Genomic DNA, 16,401 nt, shown 5'->3' with positions numbered 1-16,401 from the left:
GAACAGGTACGTCCGGGAATGGACCCCAGCCATGATTGAGTTCCAGAGCGTTACCAAGCAGTATCAGGGCGGGCATCCTGCCGTGGACCAGCTCACCATGTCAATCGACAAAGGGTCGATCACCGTTTTTGTGGGGCCCTCGGGCTGCGGCAAAACCACGTCGCTCCGGATGATCAACCGTATGGTCGAGCCGACATCCGGGGTCATTACCGTGGACGGACGGGACGTCACCACCGTTCCTGCCGCCGAGCTGCGCCGGTCCATGGGCTACGTCATGCAGTCCTCGGGACTGATGCCGCACCGCTCCGTGCTGGACAACATCGCCACGGTGCCCCGGCTCAACGGTGTCTCCAAGGCGGAGGCCCGCAAGCGTGCAACTGAACTTCTCGACGTCGTCGGGCTGGCTTCAGCGCTCGGCAAGCGGTACCCGTCCCAGCTCTCCGGCGGCCAGCAGCAGCGCGTCGGCGTGGCACGGGCGCTCGCAGCTGACCCTCCCATCCTGCTGATGGACGAACCCTTCAGCGCCGTGGATCCGGTGGTGCGCGACGAGCTGCAGCAGGAACTCCTGCGGCTGCAGCAGGACCTCGCCAAGACCATCGTCTTCGTGACACACGATATCGACGAAGCAACCATTCTGGGCGACAAGGTGGCGGTGTTCGCCGTCGGCGGCAAGCTGGCCCAGTACGCCACACCCGAGGAAATCCTGCGTGCACCGGCCAATGACTTCGTGGCCTCCTTCGTCGGGCGGGACCGCGGCTTCCGTCACCTCGGGTTCACCGCGTCCGACGCCGTGGCAATCCACCCGGTGCCGACACTTGTGTCCCGTGCCGGGCAGTTCGACGGCGATCCCGACGCGGTGTCGGACTGGCAGCTTGTGGTGGATGCGGACATGCGGCCGCTGGGCTGGGCACGGCCCGGAACCGACACCGACCTGATCCCCGGTGGATCCCTTTTCCACCCCGGTGACTCCCTGCGGCGGGCCCTTGATTCAGCGTTGTCCTCTCCTTCCGGCCAAGGCGTAGCAGTGGATGGGGAAGGCCGGGTCCTGGGCGCCATCCGCGCACAGGAAGTCCTGGCCGTCATTGAAGCGGCCCGCCAGGTCAGGCAGGCTGCTCTCTGATGGAGTGGTTCCTGGCAAACAGCGGCATGGTCCTGGAACGGGCCGGGCAGCATATTGTGCTTGCACTGGTGCCCATGGTCCTGGGGCTGCTGATCTCCATTCCGCTGGCCCAGTTTGCACGGGTCCATCCGGTGCTGCGGTCAGTGGTGGTCACGGCCAGTTCGTTGCTGTACACCATCCCGTCGCTGGCGCTGTTCATCATCCTGCCTTCCATCCTTGCCACTCGGATCCTGGATCCCCTCAATGTCATTGTTGCGCTGACCATCTACGCGGTGGCGCTGCTGGTGCGCGCCGCCCTTGATGCCTTCGACTCTGTTGAAGAGGACCTCCGGCAGGCCGCGACCGCCATGGGCTACAAACCCTGGCTCCGCTTTGTCCAGATCGACCTGCCGCTTTCCCTCCCGGTGATGTTTGCCGGGCTCCGAGTCGTCTCCGTCAGCAATATCTCCCTGGTGAGCGTTGCTGCGCTCCTGGGCGTTGGCAACCTCGGGATGCTGTTTACTGACGGCCTGCAGCGGAACTTCGTGACCGAAGTGGTGGTGGGGATTGTGGCCATCCTGCTGCTGGCGCTGCTGATGGATGCGGTGCTGGTCCTGCTTGAGCGGCTGCTGACACCGTGGACCCGCGCCGCGAAAGCGGCAGGCCCGTCCGTGCCCGTCAGCGCACGTTATGTTGTCGATGCCAACGTGCACGCGGGGGCCGGCTCATGAGCAACGTTTTCACGGAAACCCTCGGCTGGCTTGCCGATCCCAGCCACTGGACCGGCAGTTCCGGCATCCCGGTCCGGTTGCTGGAGCACCTCCAGTACAGCGGGCTGGTCCTGGTGATAGCGGCAGCCATCGCGGTTCCCGTGGGCCTCTATATAGGGCACACCGGGCGCGGCCGCGTGGTAGCCGTTGCTGTGGCGGGCGCGCTCCGCGCACTGCCGACTTTGGGCCTGCTGGTGCTTTTCGCCCTGCTTGCCGGGACCAGCCTGTGGCCGCCGGTCTGGGCACTGGTGATCCTTACAGTGCCGCCGCTCCTCGCAGGAACATACGCAGGTATCGCCAGCGTCGACAGGGCCGTGGTGGACGCGGCCCGGGCCATGGGCATGACGGAGCTGCAGATACTTTTCCGCGTCGAGCTGCCCAACGGCCTGCAGGTCATGTTCGGCGGTCTCCGGACTGCCGTGCTTCAAGTTATCGCCACAGTGTCCGTGGTGGCATACCTGCCCCTGGGCGGGCTGGGCCGCTACCTGTTTGACGGGCTGGTCCTGCAGGACTTCCCGCGCATGCTGGCCGGGTCCTTGCTTATCGCCGGGCTGGCCATCGTTATTGACCTGATCCTGGCTGCGGTGCAAAGAACAGTTCTTTCCCCGGGCCTTAAAACCGATCCCCGCGGTGGCCGGACGGCCACCGCTGATCTCCCAGCTGCCGCGCCCGCGCCAGCTGCTGTTCAAGGAGGCACTCCATGAAAGACAACATCCGGACCACGCTGACCCGCCGGGGACTGGCAGGCCTGGCCGCCGGCGTCGGCCTTGCCGTGGCACTGACAGCATGCGGCGGCGGCGATCCGCTGGCCACCCCCAGCACCAGCGCCACAAGCGGCGGCACCGGGGGCGGCTCGCTGATTGTCGGCTCTGCTGACTTCCCTGAAAGCCAGATCGTGGCGGAAATCTACGCCGGCGCCCTGGGCGCCGCAGGCATCACCGCCACCACCAAACCCAATATCGGGGCCCGGGAAATCTACTTCAAGGCTGTCCAGGACGGGTCGGTCGACCTGGTCCCGGATTACTCCGGCAACCTGCTGTCGCACGTTGATCCGGAGGCTGCCGAGGTCTCGGCCGAGGACATTTACAAGGCGCTGCCGGAAAAGCTGCCGGCGGGACTGGCCGTCCTGGAGGCATCCAAGGCAGAGTCCAAGGACGCCATGGTGGTCACCAAGGCCACAGCGGAGAAGTACCAGCTGAAGTCCATCGAGGACCTTGCCAAGGTCTGCAAGGACCTGACCATGGCGGCGCCGGCGACGTTCGAAACGCGGGCTTATGGCTTCCCGGGGCTCAAAGCCAACTATGGCTGTGAACTGAAGGCCCTGAAGCCGTTCAGCGACGGCGGCGGCAACCTGACCCTGCAGGCCCTGTTGACCGATGATGTGCAGGTGGCGGACATTTACACCACCACGCCGTCCATCGCCGACAACGACCTGGTGGTGCTGGAAGATCCAAAGAACAACTTCAAGGCCCAGCAGGTCCTGCCGCTGTACAACACGGCAAAAATGACCGACAAGGCCAAGGAAGCCCTCAATGCAGTCTCGAAGATCCTCACCACCGAGGACCTGGTGAACCTCAACCGCGCTGTCAGCGGCAGCCAGAAGCAGAACCCCAAAGACGCTGCTGCCACGTGGCTGAAGGATAAGGGCATCGTCAAGTAGCGCCAGGCCTTTTTAGGTGACTACGACGGCGGCTGCCGGACCCACAAAGTCCGGCAGCCGCCGTCGTCCGTTGCCTGCTCTTCTGTGTCCGAGGTCTCAACTGAAGTACATCCTTCCTGTGGCATATTTGATGGATGGCAGAATTCAAGCAGTCCACTAAGCTTCGCAACGTCCTTTACGACATCCGTGGACCGATTCTTCAGGCCGCCCAGCAAATGGAGGCGGAGGGTCACCGGATCCTCAAACTGAACATCGGAAACCCGGCACCGTTCGGATTCGAAGCCCCGGACGCCATCCTGGTGGACATGATCCGCCACCTGCCGCACGCCCAGGGTTACAGCGACTCGCGCGGAATATTCTCCGCCCGCACGGCGGTCTCGCAGTACTACCAGACCCGCGGGATCCAGAACATCCACGTAGACGATATCTACCTGGGCAACGGCGTCAGTGAACTCATCACCATGTCCCTGATGGCGCTGCTGGACGCCGGAGACGAAGTGCTGATCCCGACGCCTGACTACCCGCTGTGGACCGCATCCGTTGCCCTCGCAGGCGGCAAGCCCGTCCACTACCTCTGCGATGAGGAGTCAGGCTGGCAGCCGGACCTCGAGGACATGGAAGCAAAGATCACCCCCCGCACCAAGGGCATTGTGGTGATCAACCCCAACAACCCCACCGGTGCTGTTTACCCGGCAGAGACCCTGAAGAAGATCGTGTCGCTCGCCGAAAAGCACGGCCTGGTGATCTTTGCCGACGAGATCTACGAGAAGATCCTCTACGAGGACGCCGTGCACATCAACCTGGCCGGACTCACTGGCGACGATGTCCTTTGCCTAACCTTCAGCGGACTCTCGAAGGCCTACCGTGTCTGCGGCTACCGTGCAGGCTGGATGGCCATCTCAGGGCCGAAAAAGGATGCTGCAGACTACTTGGAGGGCATTAGCCTGCTCGCCAATATGCGCCTGTGTGCAAACGTCCCGGCCCAGCACGCCATCCAGACTGCGCTCGGCGGCTACCAGAGCATCAACGACCTGATCCTGCCGGGAGGCCGCCTGCTCGAGCAGCGCAACAAGGCCTACGACATGCTCAACGCCATTCCCGGGGTCAGCACACAGCAGGCCAGGGGTGCGATGTACCTTTTCCCGAAGCTGGATCCCGAGGTTTACCACATCCGCGACGACGAGAAGTTCGTCCTGGATCTGCTCCGTGAGCAGAAAATCCTTGTCTCGCACGGCCGGGCCTTCAACTGGGTCCGCCCCGACCACTTCCGGATGGTCACCCTGCCCCTGGTGAAGGACCTTGAGGAGGCCATCAACCGCATGGGGGACTTCCTGAGCAGGTACAAAGGGAACTAGCCTGTGGTGACGCGCCTGTTGGCGCGGACACTGCGGACAAAGGAATCCCATGGCCGGCCTGGTTGAGTTCAAAGAGCATCCGTCCTTGACGCTGAAGGCCGGGGGTGGCTTTGTCCTGGCAGATGTTGACCCGGATGCCACCCCGGGCTTCGCGGGCAACAAAGTGGACGGGCAGGCACTCCTGGCGGACCTGGACGACAAACTGGCCCAGTTTCAGGAGCAACTGTTCGCCGAGTCCAGGTTCGGCGGAAACAAGCGGATCCTGCTGATCCTGCAGGCGATGGACACCGCCGGCAAAGGCGGGATCGTCAAACACGTCATGGCGGCGATGGATCCGCAGGGGGTTCAGTTCAAGGCCTTCAAAGCTCCCACTGAGGAGGAGAAGTCCTATGACTTCCTCTGGCGCGTTGAGAAGGAAGTCCCGGCAGCCGGCATGGTGGGTGTTTTTGACCGGTCCCACTACGAAGACGTCCTCATCCACCGTGTCCATGGCTGGGCTTCTCCGGAAGAGCTGAAGCGCCGGTACGTGGCCATCAACGAATTTGAGGCCCGGATGACGGACTCCGGCACCAAGATCGTCAAAGTGATGCTCAACATCAGCAAGGACGAACAGAAAGCACGGCTTACTGCCCGCCTGGATGACCCGGCCAAGCACTGGAAGTACAGCCGCGGTGACCTGACCGAACGGGCCTTCTGGGCGGACTACATGGCGGCCTACCAGGCCGCCATTGACAACACGAACACCGAGGCGGCCCCCTGGCATGTGATCCCCGCCAATAAGAAGTGGTTCGCCCGGATCGCCGTCCAGCAGCTGCTGCTCGCCGCCTTTAAGGACCTTCACCTCCAGTGGCCCAAAGCGGACTTCGACGTCGGCGTGGAGCGCGAGCTCGTCCAGAGGTCCTGACCGGTGATCCGGGATGCGGTCCAGGCGTAGCAGGGACGCACGCCTAGCGGGACCCCGGGCGGAGCAGGGAAGCGGGCCCCGCGGGGAACAGGTCAGAGCGGCTGGTCGCGGGCTGCGGCGAGGCGTTTCCGGGCACCCTCCAGCCATTCCTCGCACCGCTTGGCCAGCGCTTCCCCGCGTTCCCACAGCGCCAGGGATTCTTCGAGGCTGGCACCGCCGGCCTCGAGTTTGCCCACTACCTGGACCAGCTGCTCGCGGGCTTCCTCATAGCTGAGGGCTTCGATTTCGGGGTCAGTCTTCGACTCGGGCATGTGCTTCTCCTTGTGTGAGTTCGCCGGTGGATGTTGCTCCGAACCGGCCGTGGGCCACCCGGACGGACAAGGCGGTTCCGGCAGGGGCCTCTGAAGGCTCGCGGACCACGGCATGGCCTGCAGGCTCTGTGGGCCGGGCCGGCCGGCCGTCCGCGAGTTCCACCACGGCGTAGCCGCGGTCCAGGGTTTTTTGCGGGGACAGGGCGCGCACCTGGGCCTGCAGGTGGACCAACTGGTCAGCAGCCCGCACTACCGTTGAGCTGACGGCCGCGGAGGAGCGCCTCAGGAGACGCTCAATTTCCTCAGCACGTACCGTCACCATACCTTCGGGGCTGGCCAGGACAGGCCGCGTATGGAGTGAGGCGAGCCGGTCCGTCTCCCGGTCCACCAACCTGCCGATGCAGCGGCGCAGGTGTTCCCGGGCCTGAAGGACATTCGACAGTTCCTCGGCTACGTCAGGCACGATCCTCTTGGCAGCATCGGTGGGCGTGGACGCGCGGAGGTCGGCAACGTCGTCGAGCAGTGGCCTGTCTGCCTCGTGCCCAATGGCACTGACGACAGGCGTGGCGGCAGCCGCCACGGCCCTGATCAGTTCTTCGCTGTTGAACGGCAGCAGGTCCTCCAGGGCGCCGCCGCCCCGGGCGATGACGATGACGTCCACGTCCGGGCGGCCATCCAGCTCCCGGAGGGCGCGGACAATCTGGGATACGGCTGTGTTCCCTTGGACGGCGACCTCCCGGATCTCGAACTCGACGGCGGGCCAGCGGAGGGCAGCATTTTGAAGGACGTCCTTTTTGGCGTCCGAATCCCGTCCTGTGATGAGACCGATCCGATGGGGGAGGAGCGGCAACGGCTTCTTCCGCGAGTCGGCAAAAAGCCCTTCCGCGGCGAGAGCCTGCCGGAGCCGTTCGATCCGTGCCAGAAGGTCGCCGAGGCCAACGGGCCTGATGTCCCTGACCTGCATGTTGAGGCGGCCGGTCTTCAGCCAGAACTCCGGCTTGAGCAGGGCAACGACGCGGGAACCGCGCTCCAGCGGCATGTTCTGGCGGTCAAGGACTTTCGTCCAGACGGAGGCAGGCAGGGAAACCTCGGCGTCCACGTCCCGGAGCGTCAGGTAGGCGTTGCCGCCGCGGCGGTTCATCTCAATGACCTGGCCCTCCACCCAGGCCGCCGGTGCGCGGTCGATATGGACCTTGAGTTTTTGGGACAGCAGCTGCAACGGCCAGGGATTGTCGGGCGTCGTTTCAGCGGCGGTGGCAGGCAGCGTGGTGGCAGCAGTGCCTGGCAGGGCAGCCTGTTCAGACATGCGCGCTGCCCCCGGAAACTGTGGCTGGCGGCATGGTGGTCCTTTGTTCGGCAGGTGCAGGGACGACGTTTGGGTAGGGCAGGATGGCGGCTTTCATTCACGTGAATGGCGGCGGTCATTCAACCTTATCCATAAGCTGTACCACCCGGGGCTGACATCCGTTGTCCGGTAACCAGCCCTATGATGGCTTTGCCGACGCCAACCAGTGAGGACCTGTTTTTTTGCGCACCTTTGTCTCTGCCCTGGCCGCCGTCCTGGGTCTCCTGCTTTCCGCCGTGGCCATTCCGGCGATCTGGGCTGACCGCAATATTGTCCAGGAGGACGGCTTCGTGGCGCTTGCCGCACCGCTGGGGCAGGACGCCGGGTTCCAGCAGCGGCTTGCGGTGGCCACGGTGGGCACCATCGACACCGGTGGCATCCCCGACGCCCTGGCCGGCCTGGTCAGGCCGGTGCTGGAGGCCGCTGCCGGTAAGCTGACCGGCCTGCCCGGGTACCCGGCAGCATGGGAGGAGACGCTCCGTAAGAGCCACCGGCTTAGTTTTGCCGATCCGGCGTCGCTGCCTCCTGAAGCGGATACGTCCTCGTCCCTGACCCTGGATGTGGCACCCCTCGTGGCCTTGGCGACGGAAGAGCTCTCAGGCCAAACGGGACTCCCGCTCGATCCGCCGGAGCAGACGCTGATCAATGTCGGGCAGTCGGACCAGCGCCAGCTGATCGAGCGAGTGACAGCGTACGCTCCTCTGGGGTACCCGCTCGCCGTAGGGGCAGGCATCGCGTTTGCGCTTGCGCTCGTGGCCGCCCGCCGTCGGTGGGCAGTGCTGGTCAGTGTTGGCTTTGGTGCCTTGCTGCTGGCCGCAGTCTGGACCCTAAGCTCCAGCATGGCGCGCGATGCCGTGCTGGGAACAGCAAGCGGAAACGGGATTGCGGACATGTTCAAGGAGGCATTCGTGGCGGCGGCTTCCACCAGCTTCGGATCCTGGGTCACGGGCACCCTCGTTGTTGGCGGGTTGCTCCTGGTGGCGGGCTTTGTGACCAGGGTCGCCTCGCCGGGACAGCGACACCCCAACCGGTAGCATGGAGGCATGACTTCCTCCGCAGTTTCCCTTTCGATGCCAACTGTCCCGCGAAGGCGGCGCTCACCTGAGGAAGTACTCGCAGCATCCCCGGTGTCGGGCCCCAAGCGAGTCCTCCTCGCTGCTCCGCGCGGCTACTGCGCCGGCGTGGACAGGGCTGTGATCGCCGTGGAAAAGGCATTGGAACACTATGGCCCGCCCGTCTATGTCCGCAAGCAGATCGTGCATAACGTCCACGTGGTCAGCTCGCTCGAGGCGCAGGGCGCCATTTTTGTGGACGAGACGGACGAGGTACCGGAAGGCGCCCTTGTCATCTTCTCGGCCCACGGTGTATCGCCCGCAGTCGTCCAGTCCGCCGAGGACCGTGGCCTGCGCACCATCGATGCCACCTGCCCCCTGGTGACCAAGGTCCACAAGGAAGCGGTCAGGTTCGCCAAGGACGACTTCGACATCCTGCTGATCGGTCACGACGGTCACGAGGAAGTCGAAGGAACCGCCGGCGAAGCCCCGGAACACATCCAGATCATCAACGGCCCCCACGAAGTGGACAAGGTCACCGTCAGGGATCCGGAAAAGGTCATCTGGCTGTCCCAGACAACGCTGAGCGTGGACGAGACCATGGAAACCGTCCGGTTGCTGAAGGAGCGTTTCCCGACGCTGCAGGATCCGCCCAGCGACGACATCTGCTATGCCACCACCAACCGTCAGGTGGCCATCAAGAAGATCTCGCCGCAGGCCGATCTGGTCATTGTGGTGGGGTCAGCCAATTCCTCTAACTCGGTCCGGCTGGTCGAGGTTGCCCTGGAGTACGGCGCCAAGGCGTCCTACCGCGTGGATTTCGCCAACGAAGTGGACGAGGCCTGGTTTGAGGGCGTCGCCACTGTGGGTGTCACGTCCGGAGCCTCCGTTCCCGAAGTCCTGGTCACCGACGTCCTGCGCCTGCTGGCCGACTACGGCTATGGCGCGGTGGAAGAAGTTGTGACCGCAGAAGAGGACCTCCTGTTCTCGTTGCCCAAGGAACTGCGGGCAACGCTGAAGGAGGCCGGCGATGTCAGCCGCGCCCTCGGCGGGCGCCGGTCCCGCGACTGACCGGCCGCCCCGCCGTTAGGCGGCCTCGTTGTCCTGCTGCAGTTCGGGGGCAGCCAGCGAACGCGGCGTCACCTCGAGCGCTGCGGGGGTCAGCAGTCCTGACTCCTCCATGGCGTTGAGCTTGCGGGCAGTGGGCAGGATCCGTGCCTCGAGCGTGCCCACCATGGAGTTATAGCGGTCCACCGAGGACTTCAGCGACGAACCCAGCTTCCCCACGTTCTCGCCCAGGGTCCCCATGCGTTCGTACAGCTGGCGGGCGAGGTCAAACAGTTCGCGTGCGCTGTCCGTCAGCACATCCTGGCGCCACGTGAAAGCGACCGATTTCAGCACAGCCAACAGCGTGCTGGGCGAGGCCAGCACCACGTTCCGTGAAAGCGCATGGTCCAGGAGCGTCGCATCTGCCATCAGCGCCGCAGCCAGGATGGATTCCGCGGGCAGGAAGCAGATCACCAGCTCGGGGGAGTTGCCGGGAATGTCCCAGTACTTCTTGTTGCTGAGCGCGTCCACGTGGGCACGCAGGGCCTTCGAGTGGGCTGCGAGCAGCGCCTGCCGGGAAACGTTGTTCCTGGCAGCACCCTGACCGTTGAGGCTGGTGTGGTCCGGACCTGATTCTGAACCGAGTTCCTGCGCCTCGAGATAGGAGGACAGGGGAACCTTCGCGTCAACCACCAGCTGCTTCTCGCCCGGCAGCTGGACCACGAGGTCGGGCCGGATGGTTGAGTCGCCGCCGGCGCTGTGGACCTGCTCCAGGAAATCGACGTGCTTCAGCATTCCGGACGCTTCGACCACGCGGCGCAGCTGCACCTCGCCCCACTGGCCGCGGGCGCTGTTGGAGCGCAGGGCGGATTCAAGGGCATGGGTTGACCGGATCAGCTGGGCATCGGAGTGCCGGGCCTCCTGCAGCTGCTGTGCCAGTTGGCCGTACTGCTCGAGGCGGTCGCGCTCCAGCAGCGCCACCTGCTGCTGTACCGCAGTCAGCTTCTCCGCAACCGGAGCGAGGGCACGCAGCACGCTGCCGTCCTGGCTGCGTGACTCACCAAGCTCCCGGTTCTGGGCGCCGAGAAGCCGGCGCTCGGCGTCGGCCGCTGCGAAGTGCGCGTTCACCTCCGAAAGGCGGGCAGAGACGGCGTCGAAATCCTCTTCCAACGCATTGCTGCGCCGGCGAAGGATCAGGTAGGTGGCGGCGGCACCGGCGAGGGCGCCGAGCAGCAGCATGAACAGGGCAAGAATCAGGGCAAAAGCATCCATAGCCTCACTGTGGCATGGCGCTCTGACATTTTATGGAAGCGACATATCCGCCGGGTGTTCCGGCGCCCGCCGCAGCGTCCGCTGCGGCATCCGCACACTGCTGGTGGACCTGTTGGGGCCCGGGTGCCGCATAACCGGTAGAATCAATGTCCGTGGCTCTTACTATTGGCATCGTCGGACTGCCCAACGTCGGCAAATCAACTCTCTTCAACGCACTGACCCGCAACCAGGTCCTGGCGGCGAACTATCCGTTCGCCACCATCGAACCCAATGTCGGCGTCGTGAACCTGCCGGATCCCCGGCTCCAGAAGCTCGCGGAGATCTTCGGCTCCCAGCGCCTGTTGCCCGCACCGGTGTCCTTCGTGGACATCGCCGGCATCGTGAAGGGCGCGTCCGAGGGCGAGGGCCTGGGCAACAAGTTCCTCGCCAACATCCGCGAGGCCGAGGCCATCGCCCAGGTGGTCCGCGTGTTCGATGACCCCGATGTCATCCACGTGGACGGCAAGGTGGATCCCCGCTCGGACATGGAGACCATCAACACCGAGCTGATCCTGGCTGACCTCCAGACCATCGAAAATGCCATTCCCCGGATCGAAAAAGAAGTCAAGATCAAGAAACGGGAAGCCGCCGAGCTGGCAGCCATCAAGGCAGCCCAGGCGGTCCTGGAACGCGGCGACACCATTTTCTCTTCGGTCAAGAGCGACAAGCTGGAGATGGAGCACCTCAAGGAGCTCAGCCTCCTGACCGCCAAGCCGTTCATCTACGTCTTCAACGCTGACGAAGGCATCCTGGGCAGCCCGGAGAAGCAGGACGAACTGCGGGCACTGGTCGCCCCGGCGGACGCTATCTTCCTCGACGCAAAGCTCGAGTCCGACCTCGTGGAGCTGGATGAGGAAGAGGCCCGCGAGATGCTGGAAATGAACGGCCAGGATGAGTCAGGCCTCGACCAGCTGGCCCGCGTGGGCTTCCACACGCTGGGCCTGCAGACCTACCTCACGGCAGGTCCCAAGGAAACCCGCGCCTGGACCATCCACCAGGGCGACACCGCACCGCAGGCCGCCGGCGTGATCCACTCCGACTTCCAGCGCGGCTTCATCAAGGCCGAAGTGGTTTCCTTCAACGACCTCATCGAGGCCGGCTCCATGGCTGAAGCCAAGTCTCGCGGCAAGGTGCGGATTGAAGGCAAGGAATACGTGATGGCCGACGGCGATGTGGTGGAGTTTAGATTTAATGTATAGCTTCTGACCTGTTGATCTCTTTGGCGCAGGGCAAGAAGTGCGCAAGGACAGGTTACGGACGGCTTGAGGTTTTCGATGCGGAGAACTCCGGGCAGAGGAGTACCGCATCCGTCCAGCCTCTGGAAACCGAGCCGCGCGGGGTTGCCTGCAGCGCGTGACCTAGGATCTACCCATGATGACTCTTCAGGGTGCGGTTGTTCTGGTGGTCGGCGCCACTGGCGGACTCGGTTCGCGCATCGCCGCTCAACTGGAGAGCGCCGGCGCTATCGTCGCCCGGTCGTCAAAGTCTGCTGGGTACGATCTGCGCGAACCCTCCGTGATCCGGGAAGTCCTGGAAGCCACAAATGCGCAGCACGGACGCCTCGACGGGCTGGTCGTGGCGTCCGGGGTCGTCGCTTTCGGCGCCGCATCTGACCTTGAACCCACCACGGTGGACGAACTCTTCGCTGTGAACACGATCAGTCCGATCCAGCTCATTACCCAGAGCCAGCCCTACCTCGCGGCCTCGGCACGTGAGGGCCGGGAACCTTTTGTGGTCACACTGAGCGGCGTTGTTGCCGAGGCACCCGTGGCTGGTCTGGCGGCCTACTCGGCGTCGAAGGCTGGGCTTGCGTCCTTCGTCGTCGCAGCGGCGCGCGAGTATCGCCGCGCGGGCATCCGAATCCTGGACGCCCGCCCAGGTCACACTGGTACCGCGCTCTCCGAGCATCCGATCGCCGGGTCAGCGCCGCGATTCGGAGCGGGGCTGGATCCGGACGTGGTTGCAGCGCGGATTATCACCGCGATCGTCGATGGCGAGAAGGATCTACCCAGCACGGCCTTCTAGGCTCGGCCAAGGTCCTGTCATTGTGCGCTAACGAAGCTAATGGATCCCGAAGTGGGTTCATTGCGGACGGCAGGGGAGTCGAAGCCACCTTGCCCTGCGTCGGAACCGACTCGAAGCGGCTGGCGGATCTGAGCCCGGCAGTGAGGAATTGGTCACGAAGTAACTGCAGAGGTTGCTCCGTGGCGGAACGTGGTGGAGCTCCGCTTCAACGTCTAGTCCCGTCTTCTAAAATCGCGTCTCGGCCCGGCCGGGGCGCGGTTTTCAACCCGCCGGGGTCCACCCCAGGGCAGGGCCCAATGTGGTGGCGATGTCGGTGAGGATCTGGACGTAGTCATCGTGGTCGAAGCTGAAGGGCAGCGCGAACGCTACTTCGTCGACCTCCTGGAACCCTGCGTGTGCGTAGAGCTGTTCCGCGATCTGCTCGCTGGTGCCGATGAGATCAGGGGCGAAGAGCATCCTTTTGGGCCCCTGCGGCGCGCGGGTGCGGGGCGTGCGCTCATCGACGTATCGCTGGTACTTTTCCCGCTGTGTCGCTGACGCCGAATCAGTGGGGATCACCACCAGGCCCTGAGAGACCCGGGCTCCTCCGTTCCCTTGTGCTGAGGCGGCCGCAGCTGCACGGTAGGCGCGGATCTGGGACTGCTGGATGGCGGCAAACGCCGGTTCCTGATTGGCTTCCGGAAAGATCACACTGCTGGAGAGCAGATTGAATCCGTTCGCCCCTGCCCAAATGGCCGATTTATAGCTCGCTGCCCCGTACCAGAGCCGATCACGCAGGCCGGGGGAATGCGGCTCGATGCGGTTGGAGAATTCTTCGACGACACCTTGCTTTCCGGAAAACTCCCGGACCGGTTCCCCGGCAATTAAACGGGCCAGCCGATCCACCCGTGCGTAGCTGAAGTCCTCCAGCTCTGCGGAGTCCGGGTACAACTCGTGCTTGACTGTGTCATAGTGCATAGGTTCGCCCACGCTCAGCCCCGGATTGAGGCGTCCGCCGGCAAGCAGATCCACAGTGGCCAGATCCTCCGCGAGCCGCAATGGGTTTTCCCAGCCCATCGGGGTCACGGCTGTTCCAAGCTCTATCCGGGACGTGCGCTGGCTGGCTGCGGCCATAACCGCAACGGGGGAGGAGATTCCGAACTGCAGGTGGCGGTGGCGCAGCCAGGCGCTGTCGAATCCGAGCCGCTCGCCCAGTTCGATGACCTGCAGCGTCGACTCGTGCCCCGCGGCCGGATCCGCCGGATCAAACAGCCCAATGGTGAGAAATCCAAGCTTGCGTAACGGCTGTGAAGAGTGGGGCATTGGCTTCCCTCAGGGATCGGCGAGCGGATGATCCTCATGATATGCGGGGCCGGAGCCTGCTCCTTGGAAGCATCCCGGAACCACTAGAATTCAAGGAAAACAAGGAGATTCAACGTCGTGCGCGTATTTGGGGTAGGTTCCGCCGGTCTGGTTCCGGAAATGGCAAAGGAGGAGACGGCATGCCGCTGAGGCGACTGATTCAGCTCATCACCGGGGCGGCTGCGGCGGCCCTGGTCATCTCAGGATGCTCCGGCGGCGGCGGAGCGGCGCCGGTTGCAGTCGGGGAAACCAAGCGCGGTGGGAGCGCAACGGTGGCCGAGGTGAACGCCTTCACCTCCTTCAACCCGTTCAGTGCCGCCGGCAACACGGACATCAACACAAAGATCGGCCACATCACCCATTCGGGGTTCTACTACGTGGACAACACCGAACAGGTGATCCGCAATGAGAAGTTCGGCCGTATCGAAAAGGTTTCCGACAGGCCGCTGAAGGTTAAATACACCGTTAACGAGGGTGTGAAATGGTCTGACGGCGAAGCAATCGACACAGGGGACCTCCTCCTCGCCTGGGCTGCCGGTTCAGGCTACTTCGACGACGCCGACGCCCGGGCGGGCACCGGCACAAAGTATTTTTCCGCCGCTTCTGACACGTCCGGCCTCGCCGCGACCGGCCTCCCGGAGACCGGAAGTGACGGCCGTTCCATCACCCTCGAGTACGCCGCCCCGTACGCGGACTGGGAAGTGGCGTTCGACGTCGGACTCCCGGCCCACGTGGTGGCCACCAAAAGCGGCCTCAACGACGAAGATGACCTCATTGAGCTGATTCAGGATTCGCCGCGCGGCGACGCCGACGAACCTGCAGTCAACGCCCCGCTGAAGCGCGTCAGCGATTTCTGGAACTCCGGCTTCGACACGAAGACCCTGCCTCAGGACCCGGCAATGTATCTCTCCAGCGGCCCGTACATTGTCAGGGACATCGTGCCGGACACCTCGATCAGGCTGGTCCGGAACAGGGACTACGTATGGGGAGCCGAGCCATACCTTGACGAGGTCACTGTCCAGTTCACCGGGGACGTCCCGGCAGCAGCCGCAGCGCTAAGCGCAGGCCGGGCGGACATCATTGCCCCGCAGCCGTCCGCCGCTGCCGAGGGCCTCTTCGAGCAACTGGCCACCCAGGGCAATACTGTGGAGCAGTACAGCCAGTCAGGATACGACCATCTCGATCTGAAGTTCTCCGGCCCGTTCGCTGACAAGGCCGTTCGCGAAGCCTTCCTTAAGACAGTTCCAAGGCAGGAGATCGCAGAAGACGCGGTGGGGGAACCGGCAACGGACGTGAAGCCGTTGGACTCGCACGTCTTCCTGCCGTCGCATCCCAAGTACGCGGAGACGGTGAAAGACAACGGTTCCGCGAAATATGCAGAAGTGGATATCCAGGGGGCCCGGTCTCAGCTGCGCGGTGCTGCCCCTACCATCCGGGTCCTGTACAACAGGGACAATCCGAACCGTGCGCGGGCCTTTTCGCTGATCCGGGACTCGGCGCGCCTTGCGGGCTTCACCGTAGAAGACGCGGGTCTTGGCAATGCGGACTGGGCGGCGGCGCTCAGCGCCGGGTCCTACGATGCTGCCATCCTCGGCTGGGTCGGCCCCAGCGTCGGCGTCAGCCGCGTCCCGCAGATCTTCAAGACCGGCGGCGGCAGCAACTTCAACGCGTTTTCCGACGCCGAGGCTGACAATGCCATGGAGCAGCTGGCCGGCACGCCGGACCTGGCAAAACAGGACGAACTGATGGCTGACATCGACAAACGGGTGTGGGAGAGCGCCTACGGCCTGCCGCTTTACCAGACCACAGGAGCGGTCGCGTTCAGCCCCCGCGTCGCCGGAATCAAGCCCAGTTCAGGTCCCCTCGGTGTGTGGTGGAATGTGTGGGAGTGGCGCCTTAAATAGGGCTTTGACAGGCCGGGGAAACGCCCATGAAACATGGCCGGAAGCTCGATTTCGCCGTGCTCCTACTAGCGAGTAGCATGTGACTTGCGCAACTTCCGGGTTCAGGCTAGTTACTGACGATTAACTGATTACGGTTTGGCAACGGTGTACCAGTATTTGGACTTTGTGCGGCTAGGCTACTCGTATATGCGCTGCGTCACAGTCTGAACCTGTGACGGGCGTGCCGGGGGGGGCAAACGACTTCCCCGGAACTTCTCCCACAACTCATAGGAGGCGG

Annotated in this window: 15 protein-coding genes; 11 read left to right on the top strand and 4 right to left on the bottom strand. The window is 64.1% G+C overall.

Features of this window, described 5'->3' with window-relative positions:
- Positions 1-31: 31 nt before the first annotated feature.
- From IDT60_RS13265 to IDT60_RS13240, 6 genes are all read left to right on the top strand, one after another.
- Complete coding sequence (locus IDT60_RS13265; protein WP_191079397.1) at positions 32-1,120, top strand: ABC transporter ATP-binding protein; 1,089 nt, start codon at positions 32-34, stop codon at positions 1,118-1,120.
- Positions 1,120-1,830 carry an ABC transporter permease gene (locus IDT60_RS13260; RefSeq protein ID WP_191079396.1) on the top strand — a complete coding sequence of 237 codons (711 nt, stop codon included), beginning with the start codon at positions 1,120-1,122 and terminating at the stop codon, positions 1,828-1,830. Before IDT60_RS13265 ends, IDT60_RS13260 begins: the two co-directional genes overlap by 1 nt.
- Positions 1,827-2,573, top strand: a complete 747-nt coding sequence (locus IDT60_RS13255) for an ABC transporter permease (RefSeq protein ID WP_191079395.1) — start codon at positions 1,827-1,829, stop codon at positions 2,571-2,573. Before IDT60_RS13260 ends, IDT60_RS13255 begins: the two co-directional genes overlap by 4 nt.
- The gene (locus tag IDT60_RS13250) at positions 2,570-3,529 is read left to right on the top strand and encodes an ABC transporter substrate-binding protein (RefSeq protein WP_164198729.1); all 960 of its coding nucleotides are present in this window, start codon (positions 2,570-2,572) and stop codon (positions 3,527-3,529) included. Before IDT60_RS13255 ends, IDT60_RS13250 begins: the two co-directional genes overlap by 4 nt.
- Before the next feature lie 134 nt (positions 3,530-3,663).
- Positions 3,664-4,884, top strand: a complete 1,221-nt coding sequence (locus IDT60_RS13245) for a pyridoxal phosphate-dependent aminotransferase (protein WP_191079394.1) — start codon at positions 3,664-3,666, stop codon at positions 4,882-4,884.
- Positions 4,885-4,933: 49 nt separating this feature from the next.
- Complete coding sequence (locus IDT60_RS13240; protein WP_191079393.1) at positions 4,934-5,788, top strand: polyphosphate kinase 2 family protein; 855 nt, start codon at positions 4,934-4,936, stop codon at positions 5,786-5,788.
- A 92-nt stretch (positions 5,789-5,880) separates the two neighbouring features.
- Here IDT60_RS13240 and IDT60_RS13235 read toward each other — a convergent pair whose 3' ends face one another.
- Positions 5,881-6,099, bottom strand: a complete 219-nt coding sequence (locus tag IDT60_RS13235) for an exodeoxyribonuclease VII small subunit (protein WP_191079392.1) — start codon at positions 6,097-6,099, stop codon at positions 5,881-5,883.
- Positions 6,080-7,405, bottom strand: coding sequence for an exodeoxyribonuclease VII large subunit (gene xseA, locus IDT60_RS13230; RefSeq protein WP_191079391.1), 1,326 nt, complete (start codon positions 7,403-7,405; stop codon positions 6,080-6,082). The genes IDT60_RS13235 and xseA overlap by 20 nt, the downstream gene beginning before the upstream one ends.
- Positions 7,406-7,626: 221 nt before the next feature.
- On the opposite strand from xseA, the gene IDT60_RS13225 reads away from it, so the two are divergent.
- Together IDT60_RS13225 and IDT60_RS13220 are read left to right on the top strand one after the other, a co-directional pair.
- A complete protein-coding gene (locus IDT60_RS13225) occupies positions 7,627-8,478 on the top strand; it encodes a hypothetical protein (RefSeq protein ID WP_191079390.1) in 852 nt (283 codons plus the stop codon).
- Positions 8,479-8,487: 9 nt separating this feature from the next.
- Positions 8,488-9,567, top strand: coding sequence for a 4-hydroxy-3-methylbut-2-enyl diphosphate reductase (locus tag IDT60_RS13220; RefSeq protein WP_191079389.1), 1,080 nt, complete (start codon positions 8,488-8,490; stop codon positions 9,565-9,567).
- 15 nt (positions 9,568-9,582) lie between these two features.
- Here the strand turns inward: IDT60_RS13220 and IDT60_RS13215 are convergent, their stop codons facing one another.
- Positions 9,583-10,815 (bottom strand): DNA recombination protein RmuC, encoded by a 1,233-nt coding sequence (locus IDT60_RS13215; RefSeq protein ID WP_191079388.1) that lies wholly within the window; start codon positions 10,813-10,815, stop codon positions 9,583-9,585.
- Between the two features lie 152 nt (positions 10,816-10,967).
- On the opposite strand from IDT60_RS13215, the gene ychF reads away from it, so the two are divergent.
- Positions 10,968-12,053 carry a redox-regulated ATPase YchF gene (ychF, locus tag IDT60_RS13210; RefSeq protein WP_191079387.1) on the top strand — a complete coding sequence of 362 codons (1,086 nt, stop codon included), beginning with the start codon at positions 10,968-10,970 and terminating at the stop codon, positions 12,051-12,053.
- Between the two features lie 172 nt (positions 12,054-12,225).
- Positions 12,226-12,879 carry an SDR family oxidoreductase gene (locus IDT60_RS13205; RefSeq protein ID WP_191079386.1) on the top strand — a complete coding sequence of 218 codons (654 nt, stop codon included), beginning with the start codon at positions 12,226-12,228 and terminating at the stop codon, positions 12,877-12,879.
- A 261-nt stretch (positions 12,880-13,140) separates the two neighbouring features.
- Here the strand turns inward: IDT60_RS13205 and IDT60_RS13200 are convergent, their stop codons facing one another.
- Entirely contained in the window at positions 13,141-14,181 is a 1,041-nt protein-coding gene (locus IDT60_RS13200; protein WP_191079385.1) for an LLM class flavin-dependent oxidoreductase, read from the bottom strand.
- Positions 14,182-14,360: 179 nt separating this feature from the next.
- Here IDT60_RS13200 and IDT60_RS13195 point away from each other — a divergent pair, with 179 nt between their 5' ends.
- A complete protein-coding gene (locus IDT60_RS13195) occupies positions 14,361-16,124 on the top strand; it encodes an ABC transporter family substrate-binding protein (RefSeq protein ID WP_191079384.1) in 1,764 nt (587 codons plus the stop codon).
- The last annotated feature ends 277 nt before the right edge of the window (positions 16,125-16,401 follow it).

It is taken from the genome of Pseudarthrobacter sp. BIM B-2242, assembly GCF_014764445.1.
GTDB lineage: Bacteria > Actinomycetota > Actinomycetes > Actinomycetales > Micrococcaceae > Arthrobacter > Arthrobacter luteus_A.
Note: the sequence above shows the minus strand (reverse complement) of the source record. Positions and strands in the feature narration are given on the sequence as shown.